The organism is Sinorhizobium sp. 8-89 (assembly GCF_030124325.1).
Lineage (GTDB): Bacteria > Pseudomonadota > Alphaproteobacteria > Rhizobiales > Rhizobiaceae > Sinorhizobium.
Window position 1 is genome coordinate 18,335 of the sequence record NZ_JASKLR010000020.1, and the last position, 26,585, is coordinate 44,919.

Genomic DNA, 26,585 nt, shown 5'->3' on the forward strand with positions numbered 1-26,585 from the left:
CCCTGGTGCCGTTCCGCTCTGTCGGGAACTCTGCCACAGCCCGCTCTGTGAAATCGCTCGAGACGTCGTGAGCCATCCGTACGGTGATGCACCGCAACGACGGCCGCATAGCCGGCCTAGCCGGCCGTTAACCTGGAAAAAACCTGGACGCCACAAAGCCTCGGCGGGAAGCGGCCGAGATCTTTGCTGCCGATGCCGAGATCTTTGCTGCCGATATAGAGGCGATCCCAACCCACTTCGGGCATCTAAGCTTTGCCAAGTGAGCTATCGGGAACTAGATTGTCTGAAATAAGGCCAAAAATAAGAGAGCAAACTACTCCGCTAATGTGCGCACAGCCTCTAAACCTCGTTGAATTCATTGATCATTTCACGAGATCGCGTCATTGTTAAAGAACCATGCCATCAAGTTTCGCCATCTGCAGACATTTGTCGAGGTCGCGCGCCAGAAGAGCGTGATGAAAGCGGCCGGAATCTTGCATGTCAGTCAGCCGGCGGTTACCAAAACGATCCGCGAACTGGAGGAGGTGCTGGGCGTCGCCGTGTTCGAGCGGGAGGGGCGCGGCATCAGGATCACCCGCTATGGCGAGGTCTTTCTCCGCCATGCCGGTGCCGCGCTGACAGCGCTCAGGCAGGGGCTCGACTCGGTCTCGCAGGAACGGTCCGGCGAAGGTCCGCCGATCCGGGTCGGGGCGCTGCCGACCGTTTCCACCCGCATCATGCCCCGCGCCATGGCGCTCTTTCTCAAGGAGGAAACCGGTACCCGCACCAAGATCGTCACCGGAGAAAACGCGGTGCTGCTTGAACAGTTGCGCGTCGGCGACCTGGACCTTGTCGTCGGCAGACTCGCCGCGCCCGACAAGATGACCGGCTTTTCCTTCGAGCACCTCTATTCCGAACAGGTGGTCTTTGCTGTGCGCCCCGGCCACCCGCTCATCGCTGGCAAGCAATCGATCTTCGCTCATCTCGGGGACTATCCCGTCCTGATGCCCACCCGTGCGTCGATCATTCGTCCCTTCGTCGAGCGGCTCCTGATTGCGAACGGCATTGCCAGTCTGCCGAACCAGATCGAAACGGTCTCAGATTCCTTCGGCCGCGCCTTCGTGCGCTCGAGCGATGCGATCTGGATCATCTCGGCCGGCGTCGTCGCGACCGATTTCGAAGACGGCCTGCTGGCGACGTTGCCGATCGACACCAGCGAGACCAAGGGGCCGGTCGGGCTAACTATGCGCACCGACGCGATCCCGTCCCTGCCGCTCGCCATCCTGATACAGACCATCCGCGAGGCGGCCGGAGTGGCGATGCCGAAGGGCTGAACGCTGTGCCGGGAAGCGGCGCTTTACTTTCACCGACCGATAGCGAGAATGCCCGGCACTGGCGTTTTCATCCCTACCGTCCGTCATGTCCGAAACAGAACTGCAGCTCGAAAATTTCGCGGAAGACCATGCCCGGGACCTGCCGAGCTGGTTCCCGACACTGCAATCGCTCATCCAGTGGGGCGGACCGGATGTCCGCTTTCCGCTCGACAAGGGACAGTTCGAGGCGATGGTCGCCGAAACGGCCGGCTCAGAACCGAAGCGCTGGATCTTTTCCGCCATCGCGCGAGGCGCTGTTGCGGGCCATGCACAGGTCGCCCTCGACTGGCGGAACGGCGTCGCGCGCCTCACCCGGGTCGCCGTCAATCCGCGCTTTCGCGGCCAGGGGCTCGCCCGTCCCTTCCTGCGGCTCGTCGTTCAGCGTGTCTTTGCGGTTCCCGCATTCGAGCGGCTGGAACTCCACGTCTATACCTTCAACAGCGCGGCGATCCGCACCTATCTCAGCCTCGGTTTCATCGAGGAAGGCGTGCGCCGCTCGTCCGTGAAAGTCGGCGACGAACGCTGGGACACCGCAACTTACGGCCTGCTGCGCAGCGATCTTCCCCGATAGGGGCAGCTGCTGCGGAAACGCTACTGTCATCGGCGCCCGCACTATGCCGGCCTTACTGCATGTTTCCTTGGATCGTAGCCGATTTAAGGACAAAAACACGCAGCCATTCAAAGTGCTGCCGCGTCCTTTGCGCGCCTGAAAAGACGCGCGGCGCTGTAGATCATTCATCGTTTTATTGAAACAGTGAAACGATCTGACCTTTGAAACGACGCAATTTCGGGTGGAAAACAGTTACACAGTTTTCCTGGAACTGCTTTAATACCCACTCGCGGCGCCCGCCCCGATGCGGCTGTCGACGGCCCCGTTATAGCGGGCGCCGCCGCCGGCCTCGATCTCCGTGAGGTTTTCGCCGCCGACGAGGATGCCGGTCGCCTGTCCCCAGATCATCCAGTTTTCGTCGATTTCGACGTCATGGCCCATGGCGGCGAGAAGCTTGCGGGTATCCGGCGAGAGCGCATAGGGCTCCATGAACACCTTGTCCGGCAGCCATTGATGGTGGAGGCGCGGCGCGTCGACCGCCTCCTGAATGTTCATGCCGTGGTCGATAACGTTGATGATCGCCTCAAGCGTGATGGTGATGATACGCGCGCCGCCGGGGCTGCCGATCACCATGAAGGGCTTGCCGTCCTTGGAGATGATCGTCGGGCTCATCGACGAGAGCGGCGTCTTGCCGGGCGCGATCGCGTTCGCCTCACCCTGGACGAGACCGTAGAGATTAGGCGCGCCGGGCTTGGCGGTAAAATCGTCCATTTCATTGTTGAGCAGTATCCCCGTTCCGGGTGCCACCACACCCGCGCCGAAGGAGCCGTTCAGCGTATAGGTGACAGCGACAGCATTGCCCTCATCGTCGATGATCGAATAGTGGGTCGTCTCCTTGCTCTCGGCGAAACCCGCCGGCATCAGCGCCTGCGAGACGCCGGCCCTGAAGGGTTCGATCTTCTCGCGGATCTCCTTGGCATAAGCCTTGTCGACGAGTTTGCTGACAGGATTTTCGACGAAATCCGGATCGCCGAGCGCGGTGTTGCGGTCCACATAGGCGTGCCGCATGGCCTCGACCATGGCATGGACCGTCTCCGCCGAACCGTAGCCGAGATAGGAGAGCGGATAGCCCTCGAGGATGTTGAGTATCTCGCAGATGATGACGCCGCCCGACGACGGCGGCGGCGAGGAAACGATGTCATAGCCGCGGTAGTTGCATTTCACAGGCTCAAGCTCGCGAACGGCATATTGCTCGAAATCCTTCTTGGCGAGGATGCCGCCCTTATCCGCGCTCGCCTTGACGATCGCGTCGGCGATCGCGCCCTTGTAGAAGGCGTCCGGCCCGTTCTCGGAGATGCTCGAAAGCGAGGCGGCGAGATCGGCCTGGATCAGCTTTTCGCCGACCGCGAAGGGCTTGCCGTCGGGTTTCAGAAAGATCGCCGCTGCCGCCGGGTCCTTCGCCAACCTCTCCGTTTTACCGTCGAAAGAGTCGACGTCGCCCTGCTCCAGCACGAAGCCTTCCTTGGCGAGCTTGATCGCCGGCGCGATCAGTTCCTTGAGCGGGCGCGTGCCATAGCGGCTGCGCGCGTACTCGAAACCCATCACCGGTCCGGGCACCCCGACGGCGAGATAGCCATTGGTGCTCAAGCCTTTGACGAGATTGCCCTTGTCGTCGAGATACATGGATTTGGTGGCGGCGAGTGGCGCACGTTCGCGAAAGTCGAGGAAGGTGGTCTTGCCGTCTTTGAAACGGATGGTCATGAAGCCGCCGCCGCCGATATTGCCGGCGGTCGGATAGGTGACGGCGAGCGCATAGCCGACGGCGACCGCCGCGTCGACCGCGTTGCCGCCCCTCTTCAGAACTTCCACGCCGATGTCGGAGGCGAGATGCTGGGCGGTAACGACCATGCCGTGCTCGGCTTTGACCGGCTCCGGCGACGCCGCCTGGGCGCTCCACGGTGAAACGGCGACAAGCGAGAATATCAAAGCAAGGGACAGGCTCTTCAAGCTCAGACTGCGCATGCTTTCCTCCGGCGACTGGAATGATTGCCCGCAAAACGATGCCCTCAACCGATGACTGTAGCAGCAAAATTCACCGGCTGCACTCAGGAACGGGTCCGCATCAATCGCCGGAATAGCGCTCCTCGCGCCAAGGATCCCCGCGCATGTGATAACCATTCCGCTCCCAGAAGCCGGCCATGTCGGCAGCGCGAAAATCGATCCGCGTCAGCCATTTGGCACTTTTCCAGAGGTAGAGGTGCGGTACGATGAGGCGCATTGGGCCGCCGTGGGCGCGGCTGATCGGAGCGCCTTCCCAACTAGTCGCGAGGATCGCGTCCTCTGCGGCAAAATCGACGAGCGGAAGATTAGTGGTATAGCCGTCATAGCTCGTCAGTATGACGTATTCCGCCTCGGGCTTCGGCATCACGCGGTCGAGCAGGTCGCGGGTCAGCACGCCCTGCCAGCGATTGTCGTAACGCGACCAGGTCGTGACGCAATGTATGTCGGAGAGGCTGTCGCTCTGCGGCAACGACTGAAACGCCGTCCAGTCGAGCGACAGCGGGTTCTCGATGAGGCCCTTGAGGTCAAGTCGCCACGTCTCCGGCACGATGTGCGGCTGCTGCCCGAGATCCAGAACCGGCCAGTCCTTGACAAGGTGCTGGCCGGGGGGCAGACGGTCGGTCTCCGGACGTGCGAGGAGCCCGGTCAGGAACTTGCCATCCGCCGCCCAGCGCCGTTTGGTGGAGGTCAGTTTTGTCTCCAGTACCGGTTCGTCCTCGGCCATGATGCACCCGCCCGTCGTTTTTTTATTTCTGAGGCTGATTTGAGGCTCGAAAGGCCGCGGCGTCAAGCGAGCGGTTCGGGTGTCTGCCCATACCCGTTCGAGCTAACTCGGCCGGGTGAGTTCATTGACTATCCGCTTCCGCCATGACACTCTCTGCTGCAGTGCAGCAATGCTGCGCACCTGTCTCGCACGGTCACCCTGCTCGGTGGAGGACTGTTTTCTTGCGGCCGGATGAACACGTCTTCGGAAACGCGCGCGGACTCGCGCCAGCCCCGTGGCCTTCGCACTCGCGCGGCCTGATATCGCAGGTTGCGTCCACCCAGGAGCGACCGACCCAACAATTGCCGTCATTCTGGAGTTGATGCCTTTCGCCTCGCCCGTTCGGGTGAGACGCCAGCGGTCACGGTGAAACGTCTCTATGAAGGAGAACAGTGGTATGAAAGTTCTGTTTGCCGGCGGAAACGGTTATTATCCGGAGTTCAGCGGCGGCGTTCAGTCGAGCACGCACCACCTCGTCCAGCAATTGCGTGACCGTGGTCACGAGGCTGGCGTATTGGCCGCATTATTCGGCGACGGCATGTTCGGTTTCAAGGCGCGCGTCAGGCTCAAGTTGTCCGGTGAGCGCGGCGTCATGGACAGCTTTCCCGGCTATCCCGTCGTTCGGGCTTGGCATCCCTGGGAGGCAGCAAGTTTCGCCGTCAATAAGCTCCGCCCCGACGTTGCGGTTGTGCAGTGCCACAAATCGGTCCCGATCGGAAAGGCGCTGCAGGTGCACAATGTGCCGCTGGTCATCTATCTCAGAAACGTCGAGTTTCACGAACTCGCGGGCGATCTCAGGGAACTGACCGGCGCCTACTACATCGCCAATTCGGAATTCACCGCCCGCACCTACAAGCAGAAATACGGCATCGATTCGGTGGTCATCCCGCCGACGATCAACCCCGAAACTTACAAAACGCCGACGACGCGGAACTACGTGACCTTCATCAATCCCTATAAGGAAAAGGGATTCGAGCTCGCGGTCCGCATCGCCGAACAATGCCCTGACATTCCTTTCCTGTTCGTCGAAAGCTGGAAGCTCGCCGACGACCATCGGGCAGAGATCGAGAAGATCATCGCGCCGTTGAAGAACGTGCGGCTCGAAAACCGCACCAGTGACATGAAAACCGTCTATGGGCGGACGAAGATCCTGCTGGCGCCGAGCAAATGGGAAGAGGCCTGGGGACGCGTGGCGTCCGAAGCCCATTGCAGCGGTATTCCGGTCGTCGGATCGACGCGCGGCGGATTGCCGGAGGCAATCGGCGACGGCGGCATCCTTCTCGACCACGATGGACCGCTCGAAGAATGGACTGGAGCGATCCGCCGCCTCTGGAGCGACGATGCCGAATACGAACGGCTGTCGGCGGCCGCCTCGAAATTCGCCGCGCGCCCGCTCATGCAGCCTGAACGCCAGTTTGCGGCCTTCCTCGAGGTCCTGGATCGCGCTGCCGCGAGCCGCGCCTCTGCACTCAAGGCTTCTTGAGACCGGCAAAATGCGTATCGGTTTCATAGTTGGTCAGTTTCCGTCGCTTTCGGAAACCTTCGTCGTCGGCCAGATGGCCGGCCTCTTGCGGCGCGGCTTTACGGTCGATGTCGTCTGCAACGGGATCTCGGACTATAATTTCGCGGATCGCAAGCAGGAGCCGCTTGCGACGCTTCTCGCACGAACCCGCGACTGGTGGGGTGCGGCGGCGCGCACGCGTCCGACGGTCGGGCGTCTGCCCGCGAAACTTCGCGACAAGGTCTCCACCGCACTCGACCTGTCGTCGGTCGCTCGCCTGAACGAATGCGACGTCGTCGTCGCTCATTTCGGACATAACGGCGCCCGCGCCGCGCGGCTGAAGAAATGGAAGAGGCTGAAACCTCCGATCGTCACGATCTTCCACGGCTATGACGTCGGCGTCCCGCTGCGCGAGCGTGGCCTCAGCCGATACAATGACCTCTTCGAACACGGCACTCTCAACCTGACCGTGAACGACTATTTCCGCCGCGTTCTTGTGGACGCCGGGGCGCCGCAAGCCAAGGTCGCCGTGCACCATATGGGGATTGATCTGCGAAACATTTCCTATGGATGGAGATCCTGGCGCGGCGTGCCGCTGCAATTGATTTCCGTATGCCGGTTGGCCGAAAAAAAGGGCGTGGAATACGCGCTGCGCGCGCTCGCACGAGTTCGTGCCGACGCGCCGGAACTCGACTGGCACTACACGATCATCGGCGACGGCCCTTTGCGGCAAAAACTCGAGGCGCTGGCTTCCGAACTCGACATCGCCGGTCGCGTTTCCTTCCTCGGCAGCCTTGCCCACAAGGACGTCAAGCAATGGCTCCGGCGCTCCCACGCCTTCGTGCTGCCGAGCGTCACCGCCAAGAACGGCGATGTCGAAGGCATCCCCGTGGCGCTGATGGAGGCCATGGCAGCCGGTTTGACGGTGGTGAGTTCCAATCATTCCGGTATTCCGGAACTGGTCGAGGACCAGGAGACGGGCTTCCTCGCGGACGAAAAGGACGTCGGGACGCTCGCGAACCGGCTGCGCTTCGTCGCGGAGCATCCCGAGCACTGCGAGCGCATAGCGCTGCAAGCAAGAAAGAAGGTCGAGGCCGAATTCGACATGGAGGCACTCGACAACGATTTCGCCAAAATCATCAGTCGGTTCGCCGGAACGAGGCAAGTCGCTTGAACGCAGAAAACATCCGATTCGGTCGCCTCGCGCTTCGCGGCGGGCTGGTGACAGGTGGCGCCCAGGCCATTCGCATGGTCGTTCAGTTCGTCTCCGTCATCGTGCTCGCGCGTTTGCTCGCGCCGGAGGACTTCGGCCTCGTCGCATCGGTCAGCCCGATCGTCGCCTTCGTCGGGCTTTTTCAGAATCTTGGGCTTCAACAGGCGGTTATCCAGCGCAAGGAGATCGGAGAGAGAGAGCTTAATCAGGTCTTCTGGATAAGTACCCTCGTCGGTCTCGTCTGCACCCTGGTGGTCGTCGCCCTCTCGCCCGCCATCGCCTTTTTTTACGGCGACCAGCGCATGACGGCCATTGCGATTGCCGCCGCGCTGCCGCTGTTGCTCGGCAGCCTGGCTGCCCTTCCGCTCGCCTTGATGAACCGGCATCTCAAATTCGGACAATTGGCGTTGAACGATGTCTACGCTGCGGTCGTGGGCCTTCTGGTCACCGCAACGGCCGCCTATCTCGGGATGGGCTACTGGTCGCTTGTCATCGGGCCTGCGGCGTCTGCCGCCGTCGCGCTCCTCGCGGCGTGGTGGACGACGCGCTGGATGCCCGGCCGGCCGGCATTCGCAATCGACCGTGACATCATCTCGTTCGGCGCCAATCTCACCGGTTTCAACCTCGTCAATTTCTTTTCGCGCAATCTCGACAACGTTCTGATCGGCAAGTTTTCCGGGCCGATCGAGCTCGGCTATTACGATCGCGCCTACAAGCTTCTCCTGTTCCCGCTGCAGAACATCACGCAGCCGCTGTCGCGCGTGATGATCCCGCTGATGAGCCGCATCCAGGAAGACAAGCTCCGCTTTCGCGATATCTACCTGCGCACAAACTGGCTGCTCGCGGCAGTCACCATGCCCGGCATTGCGGCGGTGACCTCGGCCGCTGAACCGACCGTCAGCATCCTCTTCGGTGAACAATGGCTGCCGGTCGCCCCCATTTTCGCCTGGCTTGGGATCGCGAGCCTGATGCAGCCGGTTTCGAGCACCACGGGCTGGATCTTCATCTGCCAGGGCGAAACGAAGACGATGTTCCGCTGGGGCATATACTCGTCGCTGACGACGGTGCTCTCCTTCGTTGTCGGCCTGCAATGGGGCGCGATTGGTGTCGCAGCCGCCTATGCGGTCAGCGGCTACGTCTTGCGCGTCCCGGTGCTCGCCTGGTTGTTGCAGCGGGTGGGGCCAGTCTCGGCGATTGATTTCCTTTACGTCCAGGGCCTCTTTCTGGTGTCGGCCCTGGCCGCCTGGATCTGCTATCGGATGCTGCCGGAAGCCCTAACCGGTTCATCGGACTTCCTCGCCCTCGCTTCCGCGATCTGCCTCAACTACGGGCTGGCGCTCATCTTCGCACTTGCCCTACGCCAGCCTCGCAAAGTCCTGTTCGACGTCCTTTCGAAGGCCATGAGCGCCATTCGCCGATAGGCCTTCGATCAGAGGGCGGAGGAGATCCGCCGCCGACATCGCCGAGGCGTGCTCCTCGAGCACGGCCTTGAGGCTCACCTCGCGATAGTGATCGAGATTGCCGACGAAGCGGTCGAGCTTGCCGCTCGCCTCTTCCGGCGTGACCGTATCGATGTCGAGCAGGACATCGTCGACGCCAACGCGCTTGGCGACTTCTTTGGTCTTGAACTCGTAGGCGATCGGCAGCACCGGCGTACCGACGCAAAGCGACATGATCATCATGTGCATGCGCGTCGCCACGACGAAATCGAGCTCCCTCGCGATCGTCATCAACTGCTCCGGCGTGTGGAACGACGCGTCGACCGTCACGTGCTCGGCGATGTCGGGCGCCAGTCCCGAGACGATCAGCTTCGCCGTCTTCGAGTCGTCATGGGCATATTCCGGCACGCCCTGGCAGGTCGAAATGAAAGTGACCTTCTTGCCGTGGTCGCGCACGAGCTTCGTCGCGATCTCGCGGACGGAATCGATATACCGGCCCATGCCGCCGTCGCCGCCCTTGACGTAATGCCAGTGCCGTACGGAGATGCCGACGCGGCCAGTTGGCGCTGGGCGCCCGATCAGCAGCAGCGCCTTGATCCGCTCCACCTCCGCAAGCGCGAAGACGGAATCGGCGACCACGTGGCATTTCTTGGGATCGTCGACGAGATCGAGGATATGGTCGCGCGAACGGACGTCGCGCAGGAGGATCAGCGGACTGCGGGCAAAAATCGGCGGCAGCATCCGGAGATTGTAAGGCTTCTCGAACGGCCCCAGAGACTGGGTGAAGAAGATCGTTCTCTTGCCAAGCATCTCGCCGAGCTTGAACTGGTTGATGCGCCGCTCGAGCGAATAGTTTTCGACGAGATAGGTGCCGCCCGTGGTGATCACCAGATCGGCGCCCTTGTAGAGTGCAAGACTCTTCCGGTCCTCGTCGCTGAAGAAGCGCCTGTCGAGATAGTTGCCGCTGCCGAGATGGCGGAGCGCGTGGAAGGCAGCCTGGTTATAGACCTGCTTCAGCGCATTTTTAACGGTATTGTCGTCGTATTTGTACTTGAAGATCGATTCCGACGGGAGTTTCCGTAGCTCGATGTCGGGATATTGCTCTTTCGGATACAGTCGCGCCGCGACGTCCGGCTGGCTGTCGAGCACCAGCAATTCCACTTTCTCACCCAGTATCGATTTCAGGATATGCCTGATCGCGAAAAGAATGGCCGCGTCGCCCGTGTTCAAGCAGACGGTATTTTCGACTACAACTTTCATGTTCCGTCATCCCCGTGTGAAAGTCTCGCCAGACATGGGAGGGTAGTGCCGGCCGACTTGCCGCTTGCGAGAGGTATTCCGTGCCCGACGGACAACCCGCAATAGCGTTCTGTCGCGAAGTTTTGGTGAATTCATGGCCGATGAGGCGATTTTTGCCGCAATGCAGCATAAGGGCAGATTTACGGGATCGGCAGCAAAGCGCCCCGAATCCGCCATCCTGCGTTTTGCGGTGGTCGCAGGAGGAGGCTCGCCTGCGCACGGGCGGAACAGGCGCTTTGCCGCCTCGAAGCGGACACTCGCTATCCCTGGCGGCATGGAATTGAGGCGGCCTCAGAGCCGGTTCACGTCGTCTCGACCGTATCGGCAATGTAGCCACCCGTCTGCCGCTTCCATAGCCGCGCGTAGAGCCCGTCTCGTTCGAGCAGCACCGAGGGCGTTCCTTCCTCGATGATGCGGCCTTTATCGAGCACGACGATCCGGTCCATGCTGGCAATGGTGGAGAGGCGATGCGCGATGGCGATCACCGTCTTTCCCTCCATCAGCAGGGCGAGCTTGTCCTGGACCGCGGCCTCGGCTTCGCTATCCAATGCTGACGTCGCCTCGTCGAGCACGAGAATGGGCGCGTCCTTAAGCAGGACGCGGGCGATAGCGACGCGCTGGCGCTGGCCTCCGGACAGTTTTACGCCGCGGTCACCGATGAAGGCGTCGTAACCGCTGTCCTTGAGGTTGGCGATGAAGCCGTCCGCTTCGGCCAGCCTCGCGGCATGTTCCACCTCTTCTCGCGAGGAGCTTGGCCGACCGTAGCGGATATTGTCGCCGACCGAGCGATGCAGCAGCGACACGTCCTGGGTGACCACGCCGATGCTCTCACGCAGGCTCGCCTGCGTGACGCTCCGTATATCCTGCCCGTCTATGGAGATCGCGCCGCCCTTCAGGTCGAAGAAGCGGAGGAGCAGGCTGACCAGGGTCGACTTGCCGGCGCCTGAGAGACCCACAAGCCCCACCTTCTCGCCGGCACGCACGGTGAGCGACAGGCCTTCGATCACCCCCTGTCCCTGCCGGTACTCAAACTGCACGTTCCTGAACTCGACCTCTCCGGCTGTCACCGTGAGCGACCTGGCGTCCGGCATGTCGATGATAGTCGGCGGCGTAGTCACGACGGGCATGGCGTCGCGGATCGTTCCCACCGCCTGGAAAATCTGCTGTCCCATCTGCAGGAAGGCACGGGAGTTGGCGTTGAGCCGCAGCACGATAGCGATCGAGGCGACGAACTGCCGATGGTGACGAAACCACCCACAAGCCCCCAGAAGCCGATGATGGAAATAGCGAGTGTGAGGACCGTATTGATCAGGATGACGCACGTGTCGGTCGTCAAGTGGATCCGCCTTTCGCGCTGTTGGCTCTCGACGGCGTTCTCCATGATCTTGCGCATCGCGCCCGCTTCGCTGTCTTCTGCCGCGAACAGCTTCACCATCTGGATGTTGCTGTAGAGATCGGTCATGGCGCCGACGACGAGGCTGCGCGCGCGGGCGGTCCTGCGCGAACGCAGGAAAAATGTGGCACCGCCGCCACCGCAAGCGCGATGTTGGCAGCAATCCAGACGAAAACCGGGAGCGCCAGCGGCCAGGAGAGCGCGCTGAGCAAAACGAGCGAGCCGACAAACTGTACCAGGAAGAGCGGCACCTGGTAGAAGGCCACGACAATCTGCTGCTGCACGGCGGACGCGACCTGGGAAATGCGCGTCGCCACCTGGCCAGCGAAAAGATCGTGGAAGAAGGCGAGGTCCTGGCGCTCCACCGCCCTGTGGCCCTGCCATTGCATCGCGGCCGGCATACATACGTCCACGGTCTGCGAGTTCAGCGTGTTGCCGAGGAAGATCAGCAGCGGCAGCACCGGGAAAATCAGCACGCCGAGGACGGCTAGCGTCGGCCAATTCCCGTCGAGGAAAGCAGCTGCGCCCTTGGCGGTCACCCCGTCGACGACGAAGGAAATCCCCCAGATCGTCGCGAGATTGATGCCTTCGATGGCAATCATGAGGATGGCGACGGCCGCGAGCACGCCGCGGAACATCGAAGCGAAATGCACGAGCAGCGCGAAAGGCCCGCGTGACGGCAGCGGCGCGTAAGGAATGTCGAGCGGACGAATGAGCGTCTCGAAGGGACGATAGATGAGATCCGAAAACGACATGACGGCTCCGGCTAAGGGCGAAGGGATCGTTGCGATTAGACACGGATCCTATCGGCCGCGAGAAATCGGGATTTGAATATATCGGTGCATCAGCGGCGCCGATCCGGACAGAATGCAACGGAACGGGCGCAATGCAACTCCTGATGACAGAAGATCTTAGCTTCTCATCTGAGGGCTGTCTGCTATAGCCTATGTCACCAACGGGAGTGGGCGGCCGGCCGAAAATATCTTGCCGCGGACGGAGGGAGGTAATGACTACAAATCGCCGTGCCAGCCTGGATGAGATACGCGCATTCCACGCGAGGATGATGGCGGTTGCCAGTAACTCAGCAGATGAACGGCTTGAGCGGATTTTTGAGCTTGTCCCGCGCGAGGCGTTCCTGGGTCCCGGGCCGTGGCAGATCAAAGTCAATCGACGCTACATAGAGACGCCCAGCGCCGATCCCTGCTACGTCTATCAGAATGTCCTTGTCGCACTGGATGTCACGAAGGGCATCAACAACGGCGAACCGTTCCTCCACGCAGCCTTGATTGGCGCGGCGGCCCCGAAGTCCGGTGATGTGGTAATCCATGTCGGGGCGGGAACAGGCTACTATACCGCGCTGCTAGCGTTGCTGGTGCTGCAAAACGGGCATGTTCACGCTTTTGAGATCGACCGGCGCCTAGCCGATCGCGCGCGGGAAAACCTCGAGCCGTTTGAGGGTGTTGCGCTCACCAATGATGACGCGACGGCTTTGCCCATGCGGAGCGCCAATCTCGTCTATGTGAGTGCCGGCGTCGTCGCGCTTCCAGCGCACTGGCTCGAAGCACTGCTCCCAGGAGGCCGTATGATCTTTCCTTGGCAGGCAAACAAGAGGACCGGTCTTGCAGTCCTGATCACTCGGACAGCCGCAGGCTACGAAGCGCGGCCACTAATGCCAGCTTGGTTCGTTCCCTGCGTCGGTGCATCGGATAGCGCCGAATGCAGCAAGTTTCCAACTTCGGCCGAGGCCTGGTCGATACGCTCGGTCTGGCTGACGCGGGATCGCTCGCCAGACGAGACGGCCATTGCAATCTACAAAGACCTTTGGTTCTCAAGTGCTAACTGCCAGAATGTCCAAGTTGATCGGCGATTGGCTAACCTTTGATGCCGACCAACCCTTTTAGCGACTCGGACGCCGCAGCTTTCGTCATCAGAGGAACTCAAACGTCGCTAACCAGTGTGCTCGACATCGGCTAGTCACGCCTTCGGCCCTAAGCAGCCATATGCAACATTCAAATACGTCGCATATCTTGGATGAATCCATGGGGGAGAGAACTGTGCGCCGAACTCGACTGATTGTTACAGCAGGACTGCCAGGTTCAGGGAAAAGCATCATCGCTGAAGGGCTTGCCAGGACGATTGGCGCGCCCATTCTCTCTGTTGATCCGATAGAGGCTGCAATGTGGCGATCTGATATTCCCAAGCATATGACGGGAATAGCTGCTTATGAAGTTGCGGCAGCTGTGGCGGAAGAGAACCTGAAGGTCGGTTTAACTGTCATTGTGGATGCTGTGAACCCTGTGGAAGCTGCGAGAGCGACATGGGTCCGATTATCGGAACGTCAAAAGAGCAAGCTGATTTTCGTTGAAGCCTACTGTTCCGATGAGGGTGTTCATCGCAAGAGAATTGAAAACCGGGTTCGCGGCATTACAGGCATGCCTGACATACCGTGGGAGCGTGTGCAAGAACGTCGCGCCGAATATGAGCCGTGGTCCATGGATCGCGTAATGATTGATACGGCCAAGAAATCTCCGGAGGCCCTGGTTCAGGACGTGCTCATGCAAATGGGGGAAGTCTGAACAACGACAAGGAATCTCCGCCCTCCACCCAAAGCTGAAGCCGAGGCGTGTACGAGGCGTCAGTTTTCTCGGTCGCGCCTATTGCACAAGCGGCCGCAATGCACCTTGCGTCTCCTTGAGCAAGGGCAGGTAACGTTCTGCGAGTTCAGAGGCTGCAACATGGGCGGCCGGAGCACCGATATTGAGCGCCGCGACCACCTGCCCGCGCGCGTTCATCAAAGGCACCGCGATCGAGCAAAGTCCGAGCTCGAGCTCCTGGTCGATGACCGCGTAGCCCTGCGCGCGAACCCGGCGCAGTTCCTCGATCAAATCTTCCGGATCGGTCTTCGTGCGTGGCGTGTTGGCCCTTAGCTCGGTGCGTTTCAGGATCTCGCGCGCTTCCGTTTCAGGAAGTGCGGCGAGCAGCACGCGGCCCATCGAGGCGCAATAGGCGGGAAGGCGCGACCCCGGCATCAGGTTGATCGACATCACCCGGCGCTGCGAGGCGCGCGCCACATAGACGACCTCCGTGCCGTCGAGCACGGAGGCCGACGCGCTCTGGCCCGCCTTTTCCGAAAGCTGGTCGAGATAGGGCTGGACGAGTGCCGGCAAAGGTGTCGCCGACAGATAGGCGTGGCCGAGCCGCATGATTTTCGGGGTCAGCGTGAAAAACTTGCCGTCGTAGTCGGCATAGCCGAGTTCGGAAAGCGTGAGCAGCGAGCGCCGCACCGTGGCGCGGTCAAGCTCGGTGATCTTCGCAGCCTCTGCAATCGTCAGGCGCGGCCGCGCCTCTCCGAACGCCTCGATGACCTTCAGCCCGCGCGCAAAGCCGCTGACGAAATCCGTTTCCCGCATGATTCGCTCACCTCATTCATACAACCCATTTTGTGCGATATATGAACTAAAGTCAACTATCGCACAAAATGTTTGACGAGCGGCCGAAACGAGCGCTTATTTGCGCCATCGCCGACGACGAAAGCCTCGCGGACCCCTGGCCCTCCGAGGAGCATCCCAGGTCGGCAACATCAACGGAGGAGGGCCAGAATGGCTCGCATATTGTCGCTCGCCGAGGCGGTCGCCGAAAACGTGAAGGATGGCGATACCATCGCCATGGAAGGTTTCACCCATCTCATCCCCTACGCCGCCGGGCACGAGGTAATCCGCCAGGGCAGGAAGGATCTCTTCCTCGTCCGCATGACGCCGGACATCCTCTACGACCAGCTGATCGGCGTCGGCGCTGCACGGAGCATGAAATTCTCCTGGGGCGGCAATCCGGGCGTCGGCTCGCTGCATCGCTTCCGCGACGCGGTCGAAAATCAATGGCCGCGGCCGCTCGAAATCGAGGAACATTCCCATGCGGCCATGGCCAACGCCTATGAAGCAGGCGCCGCAAACCTGCCCTTCGCGATGCTCAGAGGTTATATCGGCGCCGACCTTCCGAAGGTGAACCCGAACATCAAGACCGTTACCTGCCCCTTCACCGGCGAAGTGCTTGCCGCCGTGCCGGCGATCCGCCCGGACGTGACGATCATCCATGCCCAGCGTGCCGATCGGAAGGGCAACGTGCTCCTCGAAGGCATTGTCGGCGTGCAGAAGGAAGCGGTGCTTGCCGCCAGGCGCTCGATCGTGACCGTCGAGGAGATCGTCGACGAGCTTGTCCCGCCTTCCCCCAATTCGGTCGTGCTGCCGACCTGGGCGGTGACGGCAGTCGCCCACGTGCCGGGCGGCGCCTTCCCGTCCTATGCGCATGGCTATTACCCGCGCTCCAACGCCTTCTACATCGCCTGGGACGAGATCGCCCGCGACCGCGAAGCGTTTACCGCGTGGATCAAGGAGAACGTGCTCGACGCAAGGCCCGAGGATTTCGCCAGACACGCCGTAAAGTCGGCAAAGGCCGCGTGAGGAGGACACGATGACGGATTTCACACCCACGGAAATGATGACGATCGCCGCGTCGCGCGAACTTTCCAACGACGATGTCTGCTTCGTCGGCATCGGCGCGCCCTCGGCTGCCTGCAACATCGCCCGGCTGACGCATGCGCCGGACATCACGCTGATCTACGAGAGCGGCACCGTCGGCACCAAGCCGGACGTGCTGCCGCTGTCGATCGGCGACGGCGAGCTTTGCGACACCGCGCTCTTCACCGTCTCGGTCCCGGAAATGTTCCGCTACTGGCTGCAGGGCGGGCGCATCACCACCGGCTTTCTCGGCGGCGCGCAGATCGACCGCTTCGCCAACCTCAACACCACGGTCGTCGGCCCCTACGACCACCCGAAGGTCCGCCTGCCGGGTGGTGGCGGCGCGCCGGAGATCGCCTCCAATTGCGGCCGCATCTTCATCACCATGGCTCTCTCGAAGCGCGGCTTCGTCGAGAAGCTGCCCTTCGTCACCTCGATGGGCCATGGCGAAGGTGGCGACCACCGCGAACGGCTCGGCATGAAGACGAAAGGGCCGACCCGCGTCATCACCGACCTTTGCATCCTCGAGCCCGATCCCGAGACGAAGGAACTGACCGTCGTCTCGATTCATCACGGCGTCACGCGCGACAAGATCGTCGAAAACTGCGGCTGGGCGATCAAGTTCGCCGATGCCGTCATCGAGACGCCGGTGCCGTCGGAGACAGAACTTGCGGTGCTGCGCGACATCAACGCCCGCACCAAGAAGGCCCATCAGGGCACCGAGACGGGCAAGGAGGCCGCCTGATGCGCGACGTTTTCATCTGCGACTATATCCGCACGCCGATCGGCCGGTTCGGCGGCTCGCTGTCCTCCGTGCGGGCCGACGATCTTGGCGCGATCCCGCTCAAAAGTCTCCTGGAGCGCAATGCTTCGGTGGATTGGGAAGCCGTCGACGACGTGATCTTCGGCTGCGCCAACCAGGCAGGCGAGGACAACCGCAACGTCGCACGCATGTCGCTGCTGCTCGCCGGATTTCCGCTTTCCGTTCCCGGCACGACGATCAACCGGCTTTGCGGCTCGGGCATGGACGCTGTCATTACCGCTGCGCGCGCGGTCAAGTCGGGCGAAGCCGAACTGATGATCGCCGGCGGGGTCGAATCCATGTCGCGCGCGCCCTTCGTTTTGCCGAAAGCCGAAGGCGCCTTCTCGCGGCATGCCGAGATCCACGACACCACCATCGGCTGGCGCTTCGTCAACCCCTTGATGAAGAGGCAATACGGCGTCGATTCCATGCCGGAGACCGGCGAGAACGTCGCCGAGGACTATCGCGTTTCCCGTGACGACCAGGATGCCTTCGCCGTCCGCAGCCAGGCCAAGGCGGCCGCGGCGCAGGCGAACGGCCGCCTTGCCAAGGAGATCGTCTCGGTCACAATTCCGCAGAAGAAGGGCGAGCCCGTCGTTGTCGATAGGGACGAGCACCCCCGGGCGACGACGATGGAAGCGCTTGCCAAGCTCAAGGCACCCTTCCGCGAAGGCGGCACCGTCACCGCCGGCAATGCCTCGGGCGTTAACGACGGTGCGGCGGCGCTCATCATCGCCTCGGAGGAAGCCGCCTGGAAGCATGGATTGACGCCGATCGCCCGCATCCTCGGCGGCGCCTCCGCGGCCGTGCCGCCGCGGGTGATGGGCATCGGCCCGATCCCCGCCTCCCGCAAGCTTATGGCGCGGCTCGGCATGAGGCAGGAGCAGTTCGACGTGATCGAACTCAACGAGGCCTTCGCAAGCCAGGGACTGGCCGTGCTGCGTGAACTCGGCATCGCCGACGATGACGCCCGCGTCAACCGCAACGGCGGCGCGATCGCGCTCGGCCATCCGCTAGGCATGTCGGGCGCACGCATCACCGGCACGGCGGCATTGGAACTCGCCGAGACCGGCGGGCGCTATTCGCTCTCGACCATGTGCATCGGCGTCGGCCAGGGCATCGCGGTGGCGCTGGAGCGGGTATGACCCCGCACCGGCGCGACACCAGTATCTACCGACCGTCGTGTCAATCGGTGATGTGAAATCCCACGGGCGCGTGCACGGAGGAGGCATCTTCGCTCTTGACGTTCGAGACCCGTGCTGCCGGCGGGCCTTTCCAGAACCGGCTCAACATCATCGAGATCGCCGCCTCGGGTCCGGCGATCAGAGCGGTGACTGAGCCGTCGCGTTCGTTGCGGACCCAACCCGCCAGGCCGAGCCGCGCCGCTTCGTCGCGGGTCCGGACGCGGAAGGCGACGCCCTGCACTCTTCCGGTGATCCGCACCAGAGCGGCCTTGCGATGATCCTCCGCCATGGCTGCCTCCTTCGTCTTGGGGATCCTCTAGATCTGGCGCAGACAGCGGCGAATGCAAGCGCATCGCTCGGCGAGCGGTTGCACGCACCAGGCATCCGCGCACGATCAGCCGACACTGTTGCAATTCCATATCTCGATTGCGTAGAAATTTACCACGTCGGACTTGAAGATGTTGCATCGCAGCATTATTGTATGACTTATCGATAGAGTCTTCCTCCTCCCGGCTCTATCGTGGGATCGGCAACCCTCCTCCTCCCAGTTGCCGATCAGGATCGAAAGCCCGGCGCAACTCCTCCCGCGCCGGGCTTTCTCTTTTGAAGGCTTTTGCACACCGATTTAAGGACAAAACATGCAGCGATTCGAAGTGCTGCAGCGTTCTTTGCGCGTCTGATAAGACGCGCGGCGTGTAGGGTCGAAGCGTTGAGGCGATCGCGATAGAATGGCAGTCACCTGCACATTTGGGAACGTTTGAGCGGGTCCGGCATCCAATGTGCGACAAGGAGCCACGCCATGCCCATCGCCGAAGCAGTCCCTTCCCGAAAACGAGAGATGCCGTCGCGTGACATCGACGCCTTCCGCGCGATCATGCAGACGCACAACCGGAAACTCTATCGCATCGCGCGGAGCATCGTGCAGAACAACAGCGATGCGGAGGACGTTCTCCAGGAAGCCTATGTCCGCGCCTTCACGCATTTTTCCGAGTTCCGCGGCGACTCGGCGATTACCACATGGCTGTCGCGCATCGTGATCAACGAGGCCTTGGGCCGACTGCGCCAAAGTCGGCGCAGGAAACGGCTCACCGAAGACATGTCGCAAGCCCATCAGGCGGAGATCATCGCCTTCCCACTCAACGCAAACGCCGACGACCCGGAAAAGACGATGGCACAGAGACAAATTCTCGACCTGGTCGAAAAGGCGACCGACCAGCTCCCGGACATCTACCGCACGGTCTTCGTCATGCGCGTGATCGAGGGCCTCAGCAACGAAGAGACCGCCGGTCTGCTGGCGCTCCGCCCCGAGACCGTCCGGACGCGGCTTCATCGGGCTCGACACCTGCTGAAGGAACGGTTGGAGCGCCAGATCGGCCCCGTCCTAATGGACGCCTTTCCCTTCGCGGGCAAACGCTGCGAGCGCCTAACGGAGGCGGTCCTCGCTCGCATCTCGCGCCCTGATCCAGGGACCGGCGGCGGATAATCGGGAACGTTTCGACCCGCGAAGCATCCAAAGCACGTCAATTGGACATCACGCTTTGATCTTCTACAGCGCCGCGCGTCTTATCAGACGCGCAAAGGACGCTGTAGGACTCTGAATTGCTGGAAAGGGACATCCGATGACCATACGCTTAGCCACCGCAGCCGCTGCAATCGCCCTGTTGCTCGGGAGTAATTGGGCGCTCGCCGCCGACAAGCCGACGGATCAACAGATCGCGCATATCGCCTACACCGCAGGTGTGATCGATGTTGAAGCGGCGAAACAGGCCATTGCAACGTCGAAAAACAAGACCGTCGTCGAATTCGCCGAGAGCATGGTGCGCGACCACGAGTCTGTGAACAAGCAGGCGCTCGATCTCGTCAAGAAGCTCAACGTTGCGCCGGAAGACAACGACACCAGCAAAGCTCTGTCGCAGGCGGCCGAAACCAAGCGCGAGGAACTGGCGAAGCTGACGGGGGCGGACTTCGACAGGGCCTATGTCGAGAATGAGATCGCCTACCACAAGCAGGTCAACGGCGCACTGGAAACTCTGCTGATCCCGTCTGCGCAAAATGCCGAGCTCAAGTCTCTGCTCGAGACCGGGCTCAAGCTCTTCCAGGGCCATCAGCAGCACGCCGAACACGTCGCGACGGAGCTGAAATGAGCGCGAACCCTGCGAGACGCGCTTTTCTGGCGCTGTTCTTGGGCGCGGCGGCCATCGCCGTTCCCGCACAGGCAGAAACCGTTCAGGTCACGATCGACCGCCTCGCCTACGCGCCCGCGGAGATCGAGGCGAAGGTGGGCGATGAAATCGAGTGGATCAACAGGGATGCGCTCGTTCACACCGCTACCGTGCAGGGAGGCGCGGAAGTGCTCCTCCCTGCGAAAAAATCGGGGCGCCTCGTACTGCAGGAGCCAGGCAGCTTCGACTATATCTGCCGCTACCACCCCAATATGAAAGGGCACCTCATCGTGCGCCCTTGAGCCTACAGGCAAGAGCGACCGGCCGGGTATCCGCCGACCGATCGCCTGCTCAGTGCAAGCCGAGGAACTGCTTCAGCTCCGGCGTCTGCGGATTGGCAAAGACATCCTCCGGCCGTCCGATCTCGTGCACGCGGCCCTGATACATGAAGACGACACGCGAGCAGACATCGCGGGCGAACTTCATTTCGTGCGTCACCATGAGCAGCGTCATTCCTTCGGCGGCAAGCTCGCGCACGACCGCCAGCACTTCGGCGACCAGTTCCGGATCAAGCGCCGAGGTAATCTCGTCGCAAAGCAGCGCCATCGGTTGCATCGCAAGCGCGCGAGCGATCGCCACGCGCTGCTGCTGTCCGCCAGAGAGCTCGTCCGGATAGGCGTCGAATTTTTGCTCCAGGCCGACGCGCTCCAGCATCCTGCGCGCCATCTTCTCCGCCTCCGGTTTCGCCGTCTTCTTGACCACCATCTGCGACAGCATGACGTTGCCGCCAACCGTCAGATGCGGGAAGAGATTGAACTGCTGGAAGATCATGCCGATCTTCAGGCGCAGCGCCTTCAGGTGCACTTCATCGTCGTGAAGCTGAGCGCCCGCAACGGAGATTGAGCCCTTGCTGATCGTCTCGAGGCCGTTGATGCAGCGTAAGAGCGTCGACTTGCCCGAACCGCTCTTGCCGATGATAGCGATCACCTCGCCCGGCTCGACATCGAGATTGATGCCCTTCAGCACCTCGTTCTCGCCGTAGCTTTTGCGGACCTCAGTAATTTCTATGAGCGACATTGAGCTTCCTTTCGAGGATCTGGCTGCTCCAGGAGAGCGGCCAGCAAAGCGCGAAATAGATGAGGGCGACGAGGCCGTAGACGGTGAAGGGCTGGAAGGTGGCGTTGGTGACGACGGTGCCGGCCTTCGACAGTTCGACAAAACCGATGATCGAGGTCAGCGCCGTGCCCTTGATGACCTGAACGGAGAACCCGACTGTCGGTGGGACCGCGATTTTCATGGCCTGGGGCAGGATGACGTAGCGCATCTGCTGCAGCCGGCCCATGCCGAGGCTGGCGGCGGCTTCCCATTGGCCCTTGGCGATCGCCTCGACGCAGCCGCGCCAGATCTCGCCGAGAAAGGCGGCGGACCAGAAGATCAAGGCCAGTCCGGCGGCAAGCCAGGCCGGCACGTCTATGCCGAAGAGACCAAGGCCGAAGAAGGCGATGAAGAGCTGCATCAGCAGCGGCGTGCCCTGGAACAGCTCGATGTAGTATTTCGCGAGCGACCGCGACCATTGGCGCTTGCTGACGCGCAGGAAAAGCAGGACCAGCCCGACGATACCGCCGCCGATGAACGAGACGAGCGACAGGACAATCGTCCAGCGGGTGGCAAGCAGCAGGTTCCGCAAAATGTCCCAGATCGTGAACTCGATCATGGCACCGCCCTCCTCGGAAAGATGAGCCCGCCAACCATCGCCAGCACCTGGCGAAGCAGGACCGCGAGCGCCAGATAGACGGTAGTCGAGACAATATAGGCTTCGAAGGCGCGGAAGGTTCTCGACTGGATGAAATTCGCGGCAAACGTCAGGTCTTCCGCGGCGATCTGCGAAACGACGGCCGAGCCGAGCATGACGATGACGACCTGCGAGGAGAGCGCCGGCCAGATCCGCTGAAGCGACGGTACGAGAACCACATGGCGAAAGGTCTCGAAACGCGTCATGGCGAGGCTGGCGCCCGCCTCGAACTGGCCCTTCGGCGTCGCCTGAATACCGGCCCTGATGATTTCGCAGCTATAGGCGCCGAGATTGACGACCATGGCGACATTGGCCGCCTGCAGTTCACTGAGCTGCGGACCGAGCGAAGGGAGCCCGAAGAAGATGAAGAAGATCTGGATGAGGAACGGCGTGTTGCGGATCAGTTCGACGTAAAGCGCGATGATCGGCTTTAGCCAGGCAGGGCCGAGCGCCCTCACCCAGGCGCAGAAGATGCCAAGCGAAATGCCGGCAACGGCGCCGACCGCGATCAGTTCGACCGTGATCCCGATCCCCTTGACGATCTGCGGATAATATTCGGCGAGCCAGCCGAATTCGAATTGATAATTCAAAGGCGCACCCCTGTTTAGCAAACATTCGGCGACGCCATCCCGTCCGGTAATCTCCCGCGCGGGATGGCGGCCGGCTGATTAGAGATCGGTGGGCAAATCGGTTCCGAGCCATTTCTGCGAAATGGCGTTCAACGAACCATCCGCCTTGGCGGCGGCAATGATACCGTTGACCTTTTCGAGGAGCGCGGGCTGTTCCTTGCTGAGGCCGATGTAGCAGGGCGAATTCTTGATGAGGAACTTGAGCTCCGGCCGCTTCGGCGGGTTCTTGGCGAGTATGGCCGCGGCAACGACGTTGCCGGTCGCGACAGCTTCGACCTGCCCGGAAAGGAAGGCGGAGATCGTGCCGTTGTTGTCCTCATAGCGCTTGATGATCGTGTCGGTCGGCGCGACCTTCGTCAGTTCCAGATCCTCGACTGCGCCGCGGGTGACACCGACCACCTTGCCGGCGAGTTCCTCGGGCTTCGCGACGGCGAATTCGGCTGGCCCGAAAACGCCGTTGAAGAACGGCGCGTAGGCGGTCGAGAAATCGATGACCTTCTCGCGCTCGGGGTTCTTGCCGAGGCTGGAAATCACCAGATCGACCTTGTTGGTCTGCAGATAGGGAATGCGGTTGGCGCTGGTGACCGGCATGAGCTCGACCTTCACGCCCAATTTCTCGGCGATCAGATTGGCAATATCGATGTCGTAGCCGACCGGCGCCATGTCCGGTCCTACGCTGCCGAAGGGCGGAAAGTCCTGTGGAACGGCGACGCGCAGCGCGCCGCGTTCGGTGATGTCGCCGAGTGCATCGGCGTGGGAAACGGAAGCGAAGCCGACGGCTGCGGCCAGCGCCGCGATGGCAACGAAGTGTCTTCTTTTCAGCATTACGGCATTCTCCTTTGTCTAGGGTTTGGCTTTGCGCGACGCCGTCGAAGACGGAGCGGCGGTCTGGGCAGGAAGCGAGAGGGAGTGTCTGAGATCGGCGAGCGGGTCGGGGCGTCTTGTAAGGTCCAGCCCCGTCTCCACCTGGTCGAGATGCTCGACGGAAAGTGCTGCCACCTTCTGGAATTCACCTTCCTCCATCGCCGCGACGATACGGCAATGGCCGAGGTGGGACTGCATGGCGTGAAAATCGGACTGATAGAGCATCGAAATCAGGATCGTGCGCGCAGTCAGATCGCGCAGGATATCGACGAGAATGGCATTGCCGGCGAGTTCCGCGATGCGGATGTGGAAATCGCCCATCAGGCAGGTCAGGCGCTGCCGGTCACCGGCGGCAATTGCCGCCTTCTCCTCGGCGAGATGGGCGTTGAGGATTGCGCGGCCGGTTTCCGTCAGGCGGCTCATGGTGCGCAGAAGCCCGGCCTCGATGACGCGCCGCGCCTCGTAGACCGTCATCGCCTCCTCGGCGGAGGGCTCCACCACGAACCAGCCACGCCGCGGGCTGACATTGACGATCCCGCGCGCCTCCAGCCGCATCATGGCCTCGCGCACGCGGGTGCGCGAAACATCGAAGAGCGCGGCGAGCTGGTTTCGCTCAGCCGCGTACCGGGACGGATCCTGGCGGAGAGAATGGACGAGACGATGGCCTCGTCGATGCCATTCTGTGCGGTCTGTTGTGGCGACAAATCTTGCATACAAGGCAAGCAAGCAAGCGTCGTGCCAATTTCAGATCGTTAATATTTTCAGCAACTTGCGGCCCTGTCCTGCACGTTTGGTAACCAGCCATGGATTTCGCGTGATTATTTGAGCGCCTCTTCATCAGTAGCCGATGGGCGACTAAGCGGTGCGAACGCCGAGAAGAGGCGGGGCGGCCCAGCCCGCCCCGCTCGGCACTCATTCCGTCCAGATCGCCACATCGACCGGCGCGAGCCGTCGGCCGCCGACATGGAACGTCGCCGTCTCTGCCGCCGGAACCTCTGCCGTCGCCTTGCCGAAATTGAAGGCAAAGCGGAGCCGTCCGCGGCGTGTCACCCGCAGATCGCCGAGCTCGGTCAGGCTTTCCACCCCGGCCCAGCCGAGCGCGTCGCCGATCACCTTCCGGAGGAAGTCGCCGCGCGCGACGGTCGCGAGGTAGCGCGCCTTGTCGTTGCCGACGAGCGCCGGCGCGCCGTTACGGTATTCGCCATCGAAAGTGGCGAGCACCGTCTCGACGGTTCTGATGCTTTCGCGCCAGACGCCGGCCTCAAAGATCTCGTTGCCATAGAGGACGGTTTCCTTGTGGAAGTCCGGCAGCGACTCGACCCGGGCGACACTGACATCGATCAGCCTCGAAAGCGGCCCCGGCGGCAGGCCTTCCGGAATGTGCATGTCCTCGGTCTTGCTGCCGCTGCGCGCGCCGAAAAGGACCTTCGCGCCCGACCTTGCCAACCGTTCGACAAAGGCCGCGTCGGCAATCATCAGATCGGGCGCCAGCACCAACCGATAGCCGTCGACGTCGGAATGCGGGCCAATGAAATCGATGTCGACGCCGAGCCGTGACACCGTCGCGTACCAATCGAGCGCCGTGGCTGCGCCGGAATAGCTGCTGCCCTGCGGCAGTGCGCGTGTCGCCCAGCGGGAGCTGTAGTCAAGCACGATCGCGACCTTCGCCTTGCCGCGCGTCTCGCCCTTCGGCAGCCGTTTCATCTCGTCGGCCACCTGCGCGACTTCCAGATAGCCCTGGTCCGCTTCGCTGTTCGGCAGCAGCAGGCCCGCGTGGAACTGCTCCTGTGCGAAGGGCACCTGCCGCCAGCGAAAATAGGACACCATGTCGACGCCGTGGGCATAGGCGAGCCAGGTCCAGAGCCGCACCATGCCGTCGGCCGGCGACTGGTTGTGCGCCGCCCAGTTTACCGGGCCCGGCTGCTGCTCCATCACCCAGACGCGGCCGCGGCCGACCGCCCGATAGAGGTCGTGGTTGAACGCCGGCTGATCGGGGTCGCCGACGCGCAGGTAGTGCACCTTGTCTTCCGCCGCCAGCCGACCGTTCAAGAGCCCGCCCATCGGGTAGACGTCCCAGGAGGCAATGTCGATGTCCTCGCCGACCTTGTAGTGGTCGAAGTCTGTATTCTGCGACATGAAGTTATGTGTCACCGGACGGCCTGGCGAATGCGTACGGATGATATCGACCTGCGCCCTGTTGAAGCTCTTCACCTGATCGGAGGAGAAGCGGATGAAGTCGACGATATGGGTCGGGCTCGGCTCCTCGACGAGATTGTTCGGCAGTTCCACCTCGTCGAAGCTGTTGTAGTGCATCGCCCAGAACGACGTACCCCAGGCGCGGTTCAGCTCCTCGATGGTTCGGTAACGCTCAGCGAGCCACAGCCGGAAGGCGCGCAGCGCCTCGTCCGAATAGCTGTAGATCGTGTCGTGGTCGCCGTATTCGTTGTCCGTCTGCCAGGCATGCACATAGGCGCTTTCGCCATAGCGCGCAGCCATCGCCTCCGTGATGCGGGCGGCCTCCTGGCGGTACCGGCGGCTTGAGAAGCAGTAGTGGCGGCGCGCGCCGAACTTGCGCACGACACCGCGGGCGTCGACCGGCAGGATGTCCGGATGACGGTCGACCAGCCACTTCGGCGGCGCAGCCGTCGGCGTGCCGAGAATGACCTTGAGCCCGGCACCGCCAAGCACGTCGATCGCCTCGTCCAGCCATTGCCAGTGGAACTCGCCGGACCTCGGCTCGATCCGGCCCCAGGCGAACTCGCCGATGCGAACCCAGGCAAGCCCGAGGTCCACCATGCGGCTCGCATCCTCTTCCCATTTCTCGCGCGGCCATTGCTCCGGATAGTAACAGACGCCGAGTTCGAGCATATCGGAGGTCGGGAGGTCGGGATTGAAACGGTTAGGTTTGGTCAGCGGCAGATGCAAGGTGGGTTCCTTTGTCACTTTCAGTTGGCGACTGCAGGCGAAGCCTTCGTCGCAGCAACGAGCCGGCGGGCGCCGGGATAAAAACGTTTATATTCTCGGTCGGAGAGACGCTGCGCGCCGCCGTTCCTAGAACTTTTCGCCG

23 protein-coding genes and 2 pseudogenes are annotated in these 26,585 nt (G+C 62.1%); 13 read left to right on the forward strand and 12 right to left on the reverse strand.

Annotated elements, in window-relative coordinates:
- Positions 1 to 383: 383 nt before the first annotated feature.
- Both pcaQ and QN219_RS26085 read left to right on the forward strand, forming a co-directional pair.
- Entirely contained in the window at positions 384 to 1,313 is a 930-nt protein-coding gene (gene pcaQ, locus QN219_RS26080; RefSeq protein ID WP_289624264.1) for a pca operon transcription factor PcaQ, read from the forward strand.
- Between the two features lie 85 nt (positions 1,314 to 1,398).
- Positions 1,399 to 1,923, forward strand: a complete 525-nt coding sequence (locus QN219_RS26085) for a GNAT family protein (protein WP_284003021.1) — start codon at positions 1,399 to 1,401, stop codon at positions 1,921 to 1,923.
- Positions 1,924 to 2,178: 255 nt separating this feature from the next.
- Here QN219_RS26085 and ggt read toward each other — a convergent pair whose 3' ends face one another.
- The gene (ggt, locus tag QN219_RS26090; protein WP_284003024.1) at positions 2,179 to 3,924 is read right to left on the reverse strand and encodes a gamma-glutamyltransferase; all 1,746 of its coding nucleotides are present in this window, start codon (positions 3,922 to 3,924) and stop codon (positions 2,179 to 2,181) included.
- A gap of 100 nt (positions 3,925 to 4,024) precedes the next feature.
- A complete protein-coding gene (locus tag QN219_RS26095) occupies positions 4,025 to 4,687 on the reverse strand; it encodes a sulfite oxidase-like oxidoreductase (protein WP_284003026.1) in 663 nt (220 codons plus the stop codon).
- Between the two features lie 436 nt (positions 4,688 to 5,123).
- Between QN219_RS26095 and QN219_RS26100 the strand changes: the two genes are divergently transcribed.
- Genes QN219_RS26100 through QN219_RS26110 form a run of 3 tightly spaced genes read left to right on the forward strand, consistent with a single transcriptional unit; the run spans position 5,124 to position 8,861 of the window.
- Positions 5,124 to 6,209, forward strand: coding sequence for a glycosyltransferase (locus QN219_RS26100; protein ID WP_284003027.1), 1,086 nt, complete (start codon positions 5,124 to 5,126; stop codon positions 6,207 to 6,209).
- Positions 6,210 to 6,219: 10 nt separating this feature from the next.
- Entirely contained in the window at positions 6,220 to 7,401 is a 1,182-nt protein-coding gene (locus QN219_RS26105) for a glycosyltransferase (protein WP_284003028.1), read from the forward strand.
- Positions 7,398 to 8,861, forward strand: coding sequence for a lipopolysaccharide biosynthesis protein (locus QN219_RS26110; RefSeq protein ID WP_284003030.1), 1,464 nt, complete (start codon positions 7,398 to 7,400; stop codon positions 8,859 to 8,861). Before QN219_RS26105 ends, QN219_RS26110 begins: the two co-directional genes overlap by 4 nt.
- Here QN219_RS26110 and QN219_RS26115 read toward each other — a convergent pair.
- Both QN219_RS26115 and QN219_RS26120 read right to left on the reverse strand, forming a co-directional pair.
- A complete protein-coding gene (locus tag QN219_RS26115) occupies positions 8,796 to 10,139 on the reverse strand; it encodes a polysaccharide pyruvyl transferase family protein (protein WP_284003031.1) in 1,344 nt (447 codons plus the stop codon). The genes QN219_RS26110 and QN219_RS26115 overlap by 66 nt on opposite strands.
- A 341-nt stretch (positions 10,140 to 10,480) precedes the next feature.
- Positions 10,481 to 12,326, reverse strand: a pseudogene (locus QN219_RS26120) (ABC transporter ATP-binding protein).
- Between the two features lie 305 nt (positions 12,327 to 12,631).
- On the opposite strand from QN219_RS26120, the gene QN219_RS26125 reads away from it, so the two are divergent.
- Positions 12,632 to 13,453 (forward strand): methyltransferase domain-containing protein, encoded by an 822-nt coding sequence (locus QN219_RS26125; RefSeq protein WP_284003032.1) that lies wholly within the window; start codon positions 12,632 to 12,634, stop codon positions 13,451 to 13,453.
- Positions 13,454 to 13,610: 157 nt separating this feature from the next.
- Complete coding sequence (locus tag QN219_RS26130) at positions 13,611 to 14,147, forward strand: AAA family ATPase (protein WP_284003033.1); 537 nt, start codon at positions 13,611 to 13,613, stop codon at positions 14,145 to 14,147.
- A gap of 78 nt (positions 14,148 to 14,225) precedes the next feature.
- On the opposite strand, the gene QN219_RS26135 is transcribed toward QN219_RS26130, so the two are convergent.
- A complete protein-coding gene (locus QN219_RS26135; protein WP_284003034.1) occupies positions 14,226 to 14,981 on the reverse strand; it encodes an IclR family transcriptional regulator in 756 nt (251 codons plus the stop codon).
- Positions 14,982 to 15,170: 189 nt separating this feature from the next.
- Here QN219_RS26135 and QN219_RS26140 point away from each other — a divergent pair, with 189 nt between their 5' ends.
- The 3 genes from QN219_RS26140 to pcaF are packed head-to-tail and all read left to right on the forward strand — an operon-like array spanning position 15,171 to position 18,032.
- Positions 15,171 to 16,028, forward strand: coding sequence for a CoA transferase subunit A (locus QN219_RS26140; RefSeq protein WP_284003036.1), 858 nt, complete (start codon positions 15,171 to 15,173; stop codon positions 16,026 to 16,028).
- 10 nt (positions 16,029 to 16,038) lie between these two features.
- Positions 16,039 to 16,830: a CoA-transferase subunit beta gene (locus QN219_RS26145; RefSeq protein WP_284003038.1), complete on the forward strand. Its 792-nt coding sequence runs from the start codon at positions 16,039 to 16,041 to the stop codon at positions 16,828 to 16,830.
- Entirely contained in the window at positions 16,830 to 18,032 is a 1,203-nt protein-coding gene (pcaF, locus tag QN219_RS26150) for a 3-oxoadipyl-CoA thiolase (RefSeq protein ID WP_284003040.1), read from the forward strand. The genes QN219_RS26145 and pcaF overlap by 1 nt, the downstream gene beginning before the upstream one ends.
- Positions 18,033 to 18,072: 40 nt before the next feature.
- On the opposite strand, the gene QN219_RS26155 is transcribed toward pcaF, so the two are convergent.
- Positions 18,073 to 18,360, reverse strand: a complete 288-nt coding sequence (locus QN219_RS26155; protein ID WP_284003041.1) for an acylphosphatase — start codon at positions 18,358 to 18,360, stop codon at positions 18,073 to 18,075.
- Between the two features lie 510 nt (positions 18,361 to 18,870).
- On the opposite strand from QN219_RS26155, the gene QN219_RS26160 reads away from it, so the two are divergent.
- From QN219_RS26160 to QN219_RS26170, 3 genes are all read left to right on the forward strand, one after another.
- A complete protein-coding gene (locus QN219_RS26160; protein WP_284003043.1) occupies positions 18,871 to 19,554 on the forward strand; it encodes an RNA polymerase sigma factor in 684 nt (227 codons plus the stop codon).
- 136 nt (positions 19,555 to 19,690) lie between these two features.
- Positions 19,691 to 20,215 carry a DUF4142 domain-containing protein gene (locus QN219_RS26165; RefSeq protein ID WP_284003045.1) on the forward strand — a complete coding sequence of 175 codons (525 nt, stop codon included), beginning with the start codon at positions 19,691 to 19,693 and terminating at the stop codon, positions 20,213 to 20,215.
- Positions 20,212 to 20,535, forward strand: coding sequence for a cupredoxin family copper-binding protein (locus tag QN219_RS26170; protein WP_284003047.1), 324 nt, complete (start codon positions 20,212 to 20,214; stop codon positions 20,533 to 20,535). Before QN219_RS26165 ends, QN219_RS26170 begins: the two co-directional genes overlap by 4 nt.
- Positions 20,536 to 20,584: 49 nt before the next feature.
- Here the strand turns inward: QN219_RS26170 and QN219_RS26175 are convergent, their stop codons facing one another.
- The 6 genes and pseudogenes from QN219_RS26175 to QN219_RS26200 all read right to left on the reverse strand — a co-directional run bounded on the left by QN219_RS26175 (position 20,585) and on the right by QN219_RS26200 (position 26,443).
- Complete coding sequence (locus tag QN219_RS26175) at positions 20,585 to 21,310, reverse strand: amino acid ABC transporter ATP-binding protein (protein ID WP_284003050.1); 726 nt, start codon at positions 21,308 to 21,310, stop codon at positions 20,585 to 20,587.
- Positions 21,288 to 21,947 carry an amino acid ABC transporter permease gene (locus QN219_RS26180; RefSeq protein ID WP_284003052.1) on the reverse strand — a complete coding sequence of 220 codons (660 nt, stop codon included), beginning with the start codon at positions 21,945 to 21,947 and terminating at the stop codon, positions 21,288 to 21,290. Before QN219_RS26180 ends, QN219_RS26175 begins: the two co-directional genes overlap by 23 nt.
- A complete protein-coding gene (locus QN219_RS26185) occupies positions 21,944 to 22,615 on the reverse strand; it encodes an amino acid ABC transporter permease (protein WP_284003053.1) in 672 nt (223 codons plus the stop codon). Before QN219_RS26185 ends, QN219_RS26180 begins: the two co-directional genes overlap by 4 nt.
- A 78-nt stretch (positions 22,616 to 22,693) precedes the next feature.
- Positions 22,694 to 23,479, reverse strand: a complete 786-nt coding sequence (locus QN219_RS26190; protein WP_284003056.1) for a transporter substrate-binding domain-containing protein — start codon at positions 23,477 to 23,479, stop codon at positions 22,694 to 22,696.
- An 18-nt stretch (positions 23,480 to 23,497) separates the two neighbouring features.
- Positions 23,498 to 24,231, reverse strand: a pseudogene (locus QN219_RS26195) (GntR family transcriptional regulator).
- A gap of 199 nt (positions 24,232 to 24,430) precedes the next feature.
- Positions 24,431 to 26,443, reverse strand: a complete 2,013-nt coding sequence (locus QN219_RS26200) for a beta-galactosidase (protein WP_284003058.1) — start codon at positions 26,441 to 26,443, stop codon at positions 24,431 to 24,433.
- Positions 26,444 to 26,585 lie beyond the last annotated feature (142 nt).

What these genes read in the sequence shown, in the direction of transcription:
- QN219_RS26130 (WP_284003033.1), top strand. Translation starts at nt 13,611, where the DNA reads ATGGGGGAGAGAACTGTGCGCCGAACTCGACTGATTGTTACAGCAGGA.
- QN219_RS26165 (WP_284003045.1), top strand. Translation starts at nt 19,691, where the DNA reads ATGACCATACGCTTAGCCACCGCAGCCGCTGCAATCGCCCTGTTGCTC.
- QN219_RS26170 (WP_284003047.1), top strand. Translation starts at nt 20,212, where the DNA reads ATGAGCGCGAACCCTGCGAGACGCGCTTTTCTGGCGCTGTTCTTGGGC.
- QN219_RS26155 (WP_284003041.1), bottom strand. Translation starts at nt 18,360, where the DNA reads ATGGCGGAGGATCATCGCAAGGCCGCTCTGGTGCGGATCACCGGAAGA.
- QN219_RS26160 (WP_284003043.1), top strand. Translation starts at nt 18,871, where the DNA reads ATGCCCATCGCCGAAGCAGTCCCTTCCCGAAAACGAGAGATGCCGTCG.
- QN219_RS26085 (WP_284003021.1), top strand. Translation starts at nt 1,399, where the DNA reads ATGTCCGAAACAGAACTGCAGCTCGAAAATTTCGCGGAAGACCATGCC.
- ggt (WP_284003024.1), bottom strand. Translation starts at nt 3,924, where the DNA reads ATGCGCAGTCTGAGCTTGAAGAGCCTGTCCCTTGCTTTGATATTCTCG.
- QN219_RS26190 (WP_284003056.1), bottom strand. Translation starts at nt 23,479, where the DNA reads ATGCTGAAAAGAAGACACTTCGTTGCCATCGCGGCGCTGGCCGCAGCC.
- QN219_RS26095 (WP_284003026.1), bottom strand. Translation starts at nt 4,687, where the DNA reads ATGGCCGAGGACGAACCGGTACTGGAGACAAAACTGACCTCCACCAAA.
- QN219_RS26105 (WP_284003028.1), top strand. Translation starts at nt 6,220, where the DNA reads ATGCGTATCGGTTTCATAGTTGGTCAGTTTCCGTCGCTTTCGGAAACC.
- QN219_RS26115 (WP_284003031.1), bottom strand. Translation starts at nt 10,139, where the DNA reads ATGAAAGTTGTAGTCGAAAATACCGTCTGCTTGAACACGGGCGACGCG.
- QN219_RS26100 (WP_284003027.1), top strand. Translation starts at nt 5,124, where the DNA reads ATGAAAGTTCTGTTTGCCGGCGGAAACGGTTATTATCCGGAGTTCAGC.
- QN219_RS26135 (WP_284003034.1), bottom strand. Translation starts at nt 14,981, where the DNA reads ATGCGGGAAACGGATTTCGTCAGCGGCTTTGCGCGCGGGCTGAAGGTC.
- QN219_RS26175 (WP_284003050.1), bottom strand. Translation starts at nt 21,310, where the DNA reads ATGTCGCTCATAGAAATTACTGAGGTCCGCAAAAGCTACGGCGAGAAC.
- QN219_RS26180 (WP_284003052.1), bottom strand. Translation starts at nt 21,947, where the DNA reads ATGATCGAGTTCACGATCTGGGACATTTTGCGGAACCTGCTGCTTGCC.
- pcaF (WP_284003040.1), top strand. Translation starts at nt 16,830, where the DNA reads ATGCGCGACGTTTTCATCTGCGACTATATCCGCACGCCGATCGGCCGG.
- QN219_RS26140 (WP_284003036.1), top strand. Translation starts at nt 15,171, where the DNA reads ATGGCTCGCATATTGTCGCTCGCCGAGGCGGTCGCCGAAAACGTGAAG.
- QN219_RS26145 (WP_284003038.1), top strand. Translation starts at nt 16,039, where the DNA reads ATGACGGATTTCACACCCACGGAAATGATGACGATCGCCGCGTCGCGC.
- QN219_RS26125 (WP_284003032.1), top strand. Translation starts at nt 12,632, where the DNA reads ATGATGGCGGTTGCCAGTAACTCAGCAGATGAACGGCTTGAGCGGATT.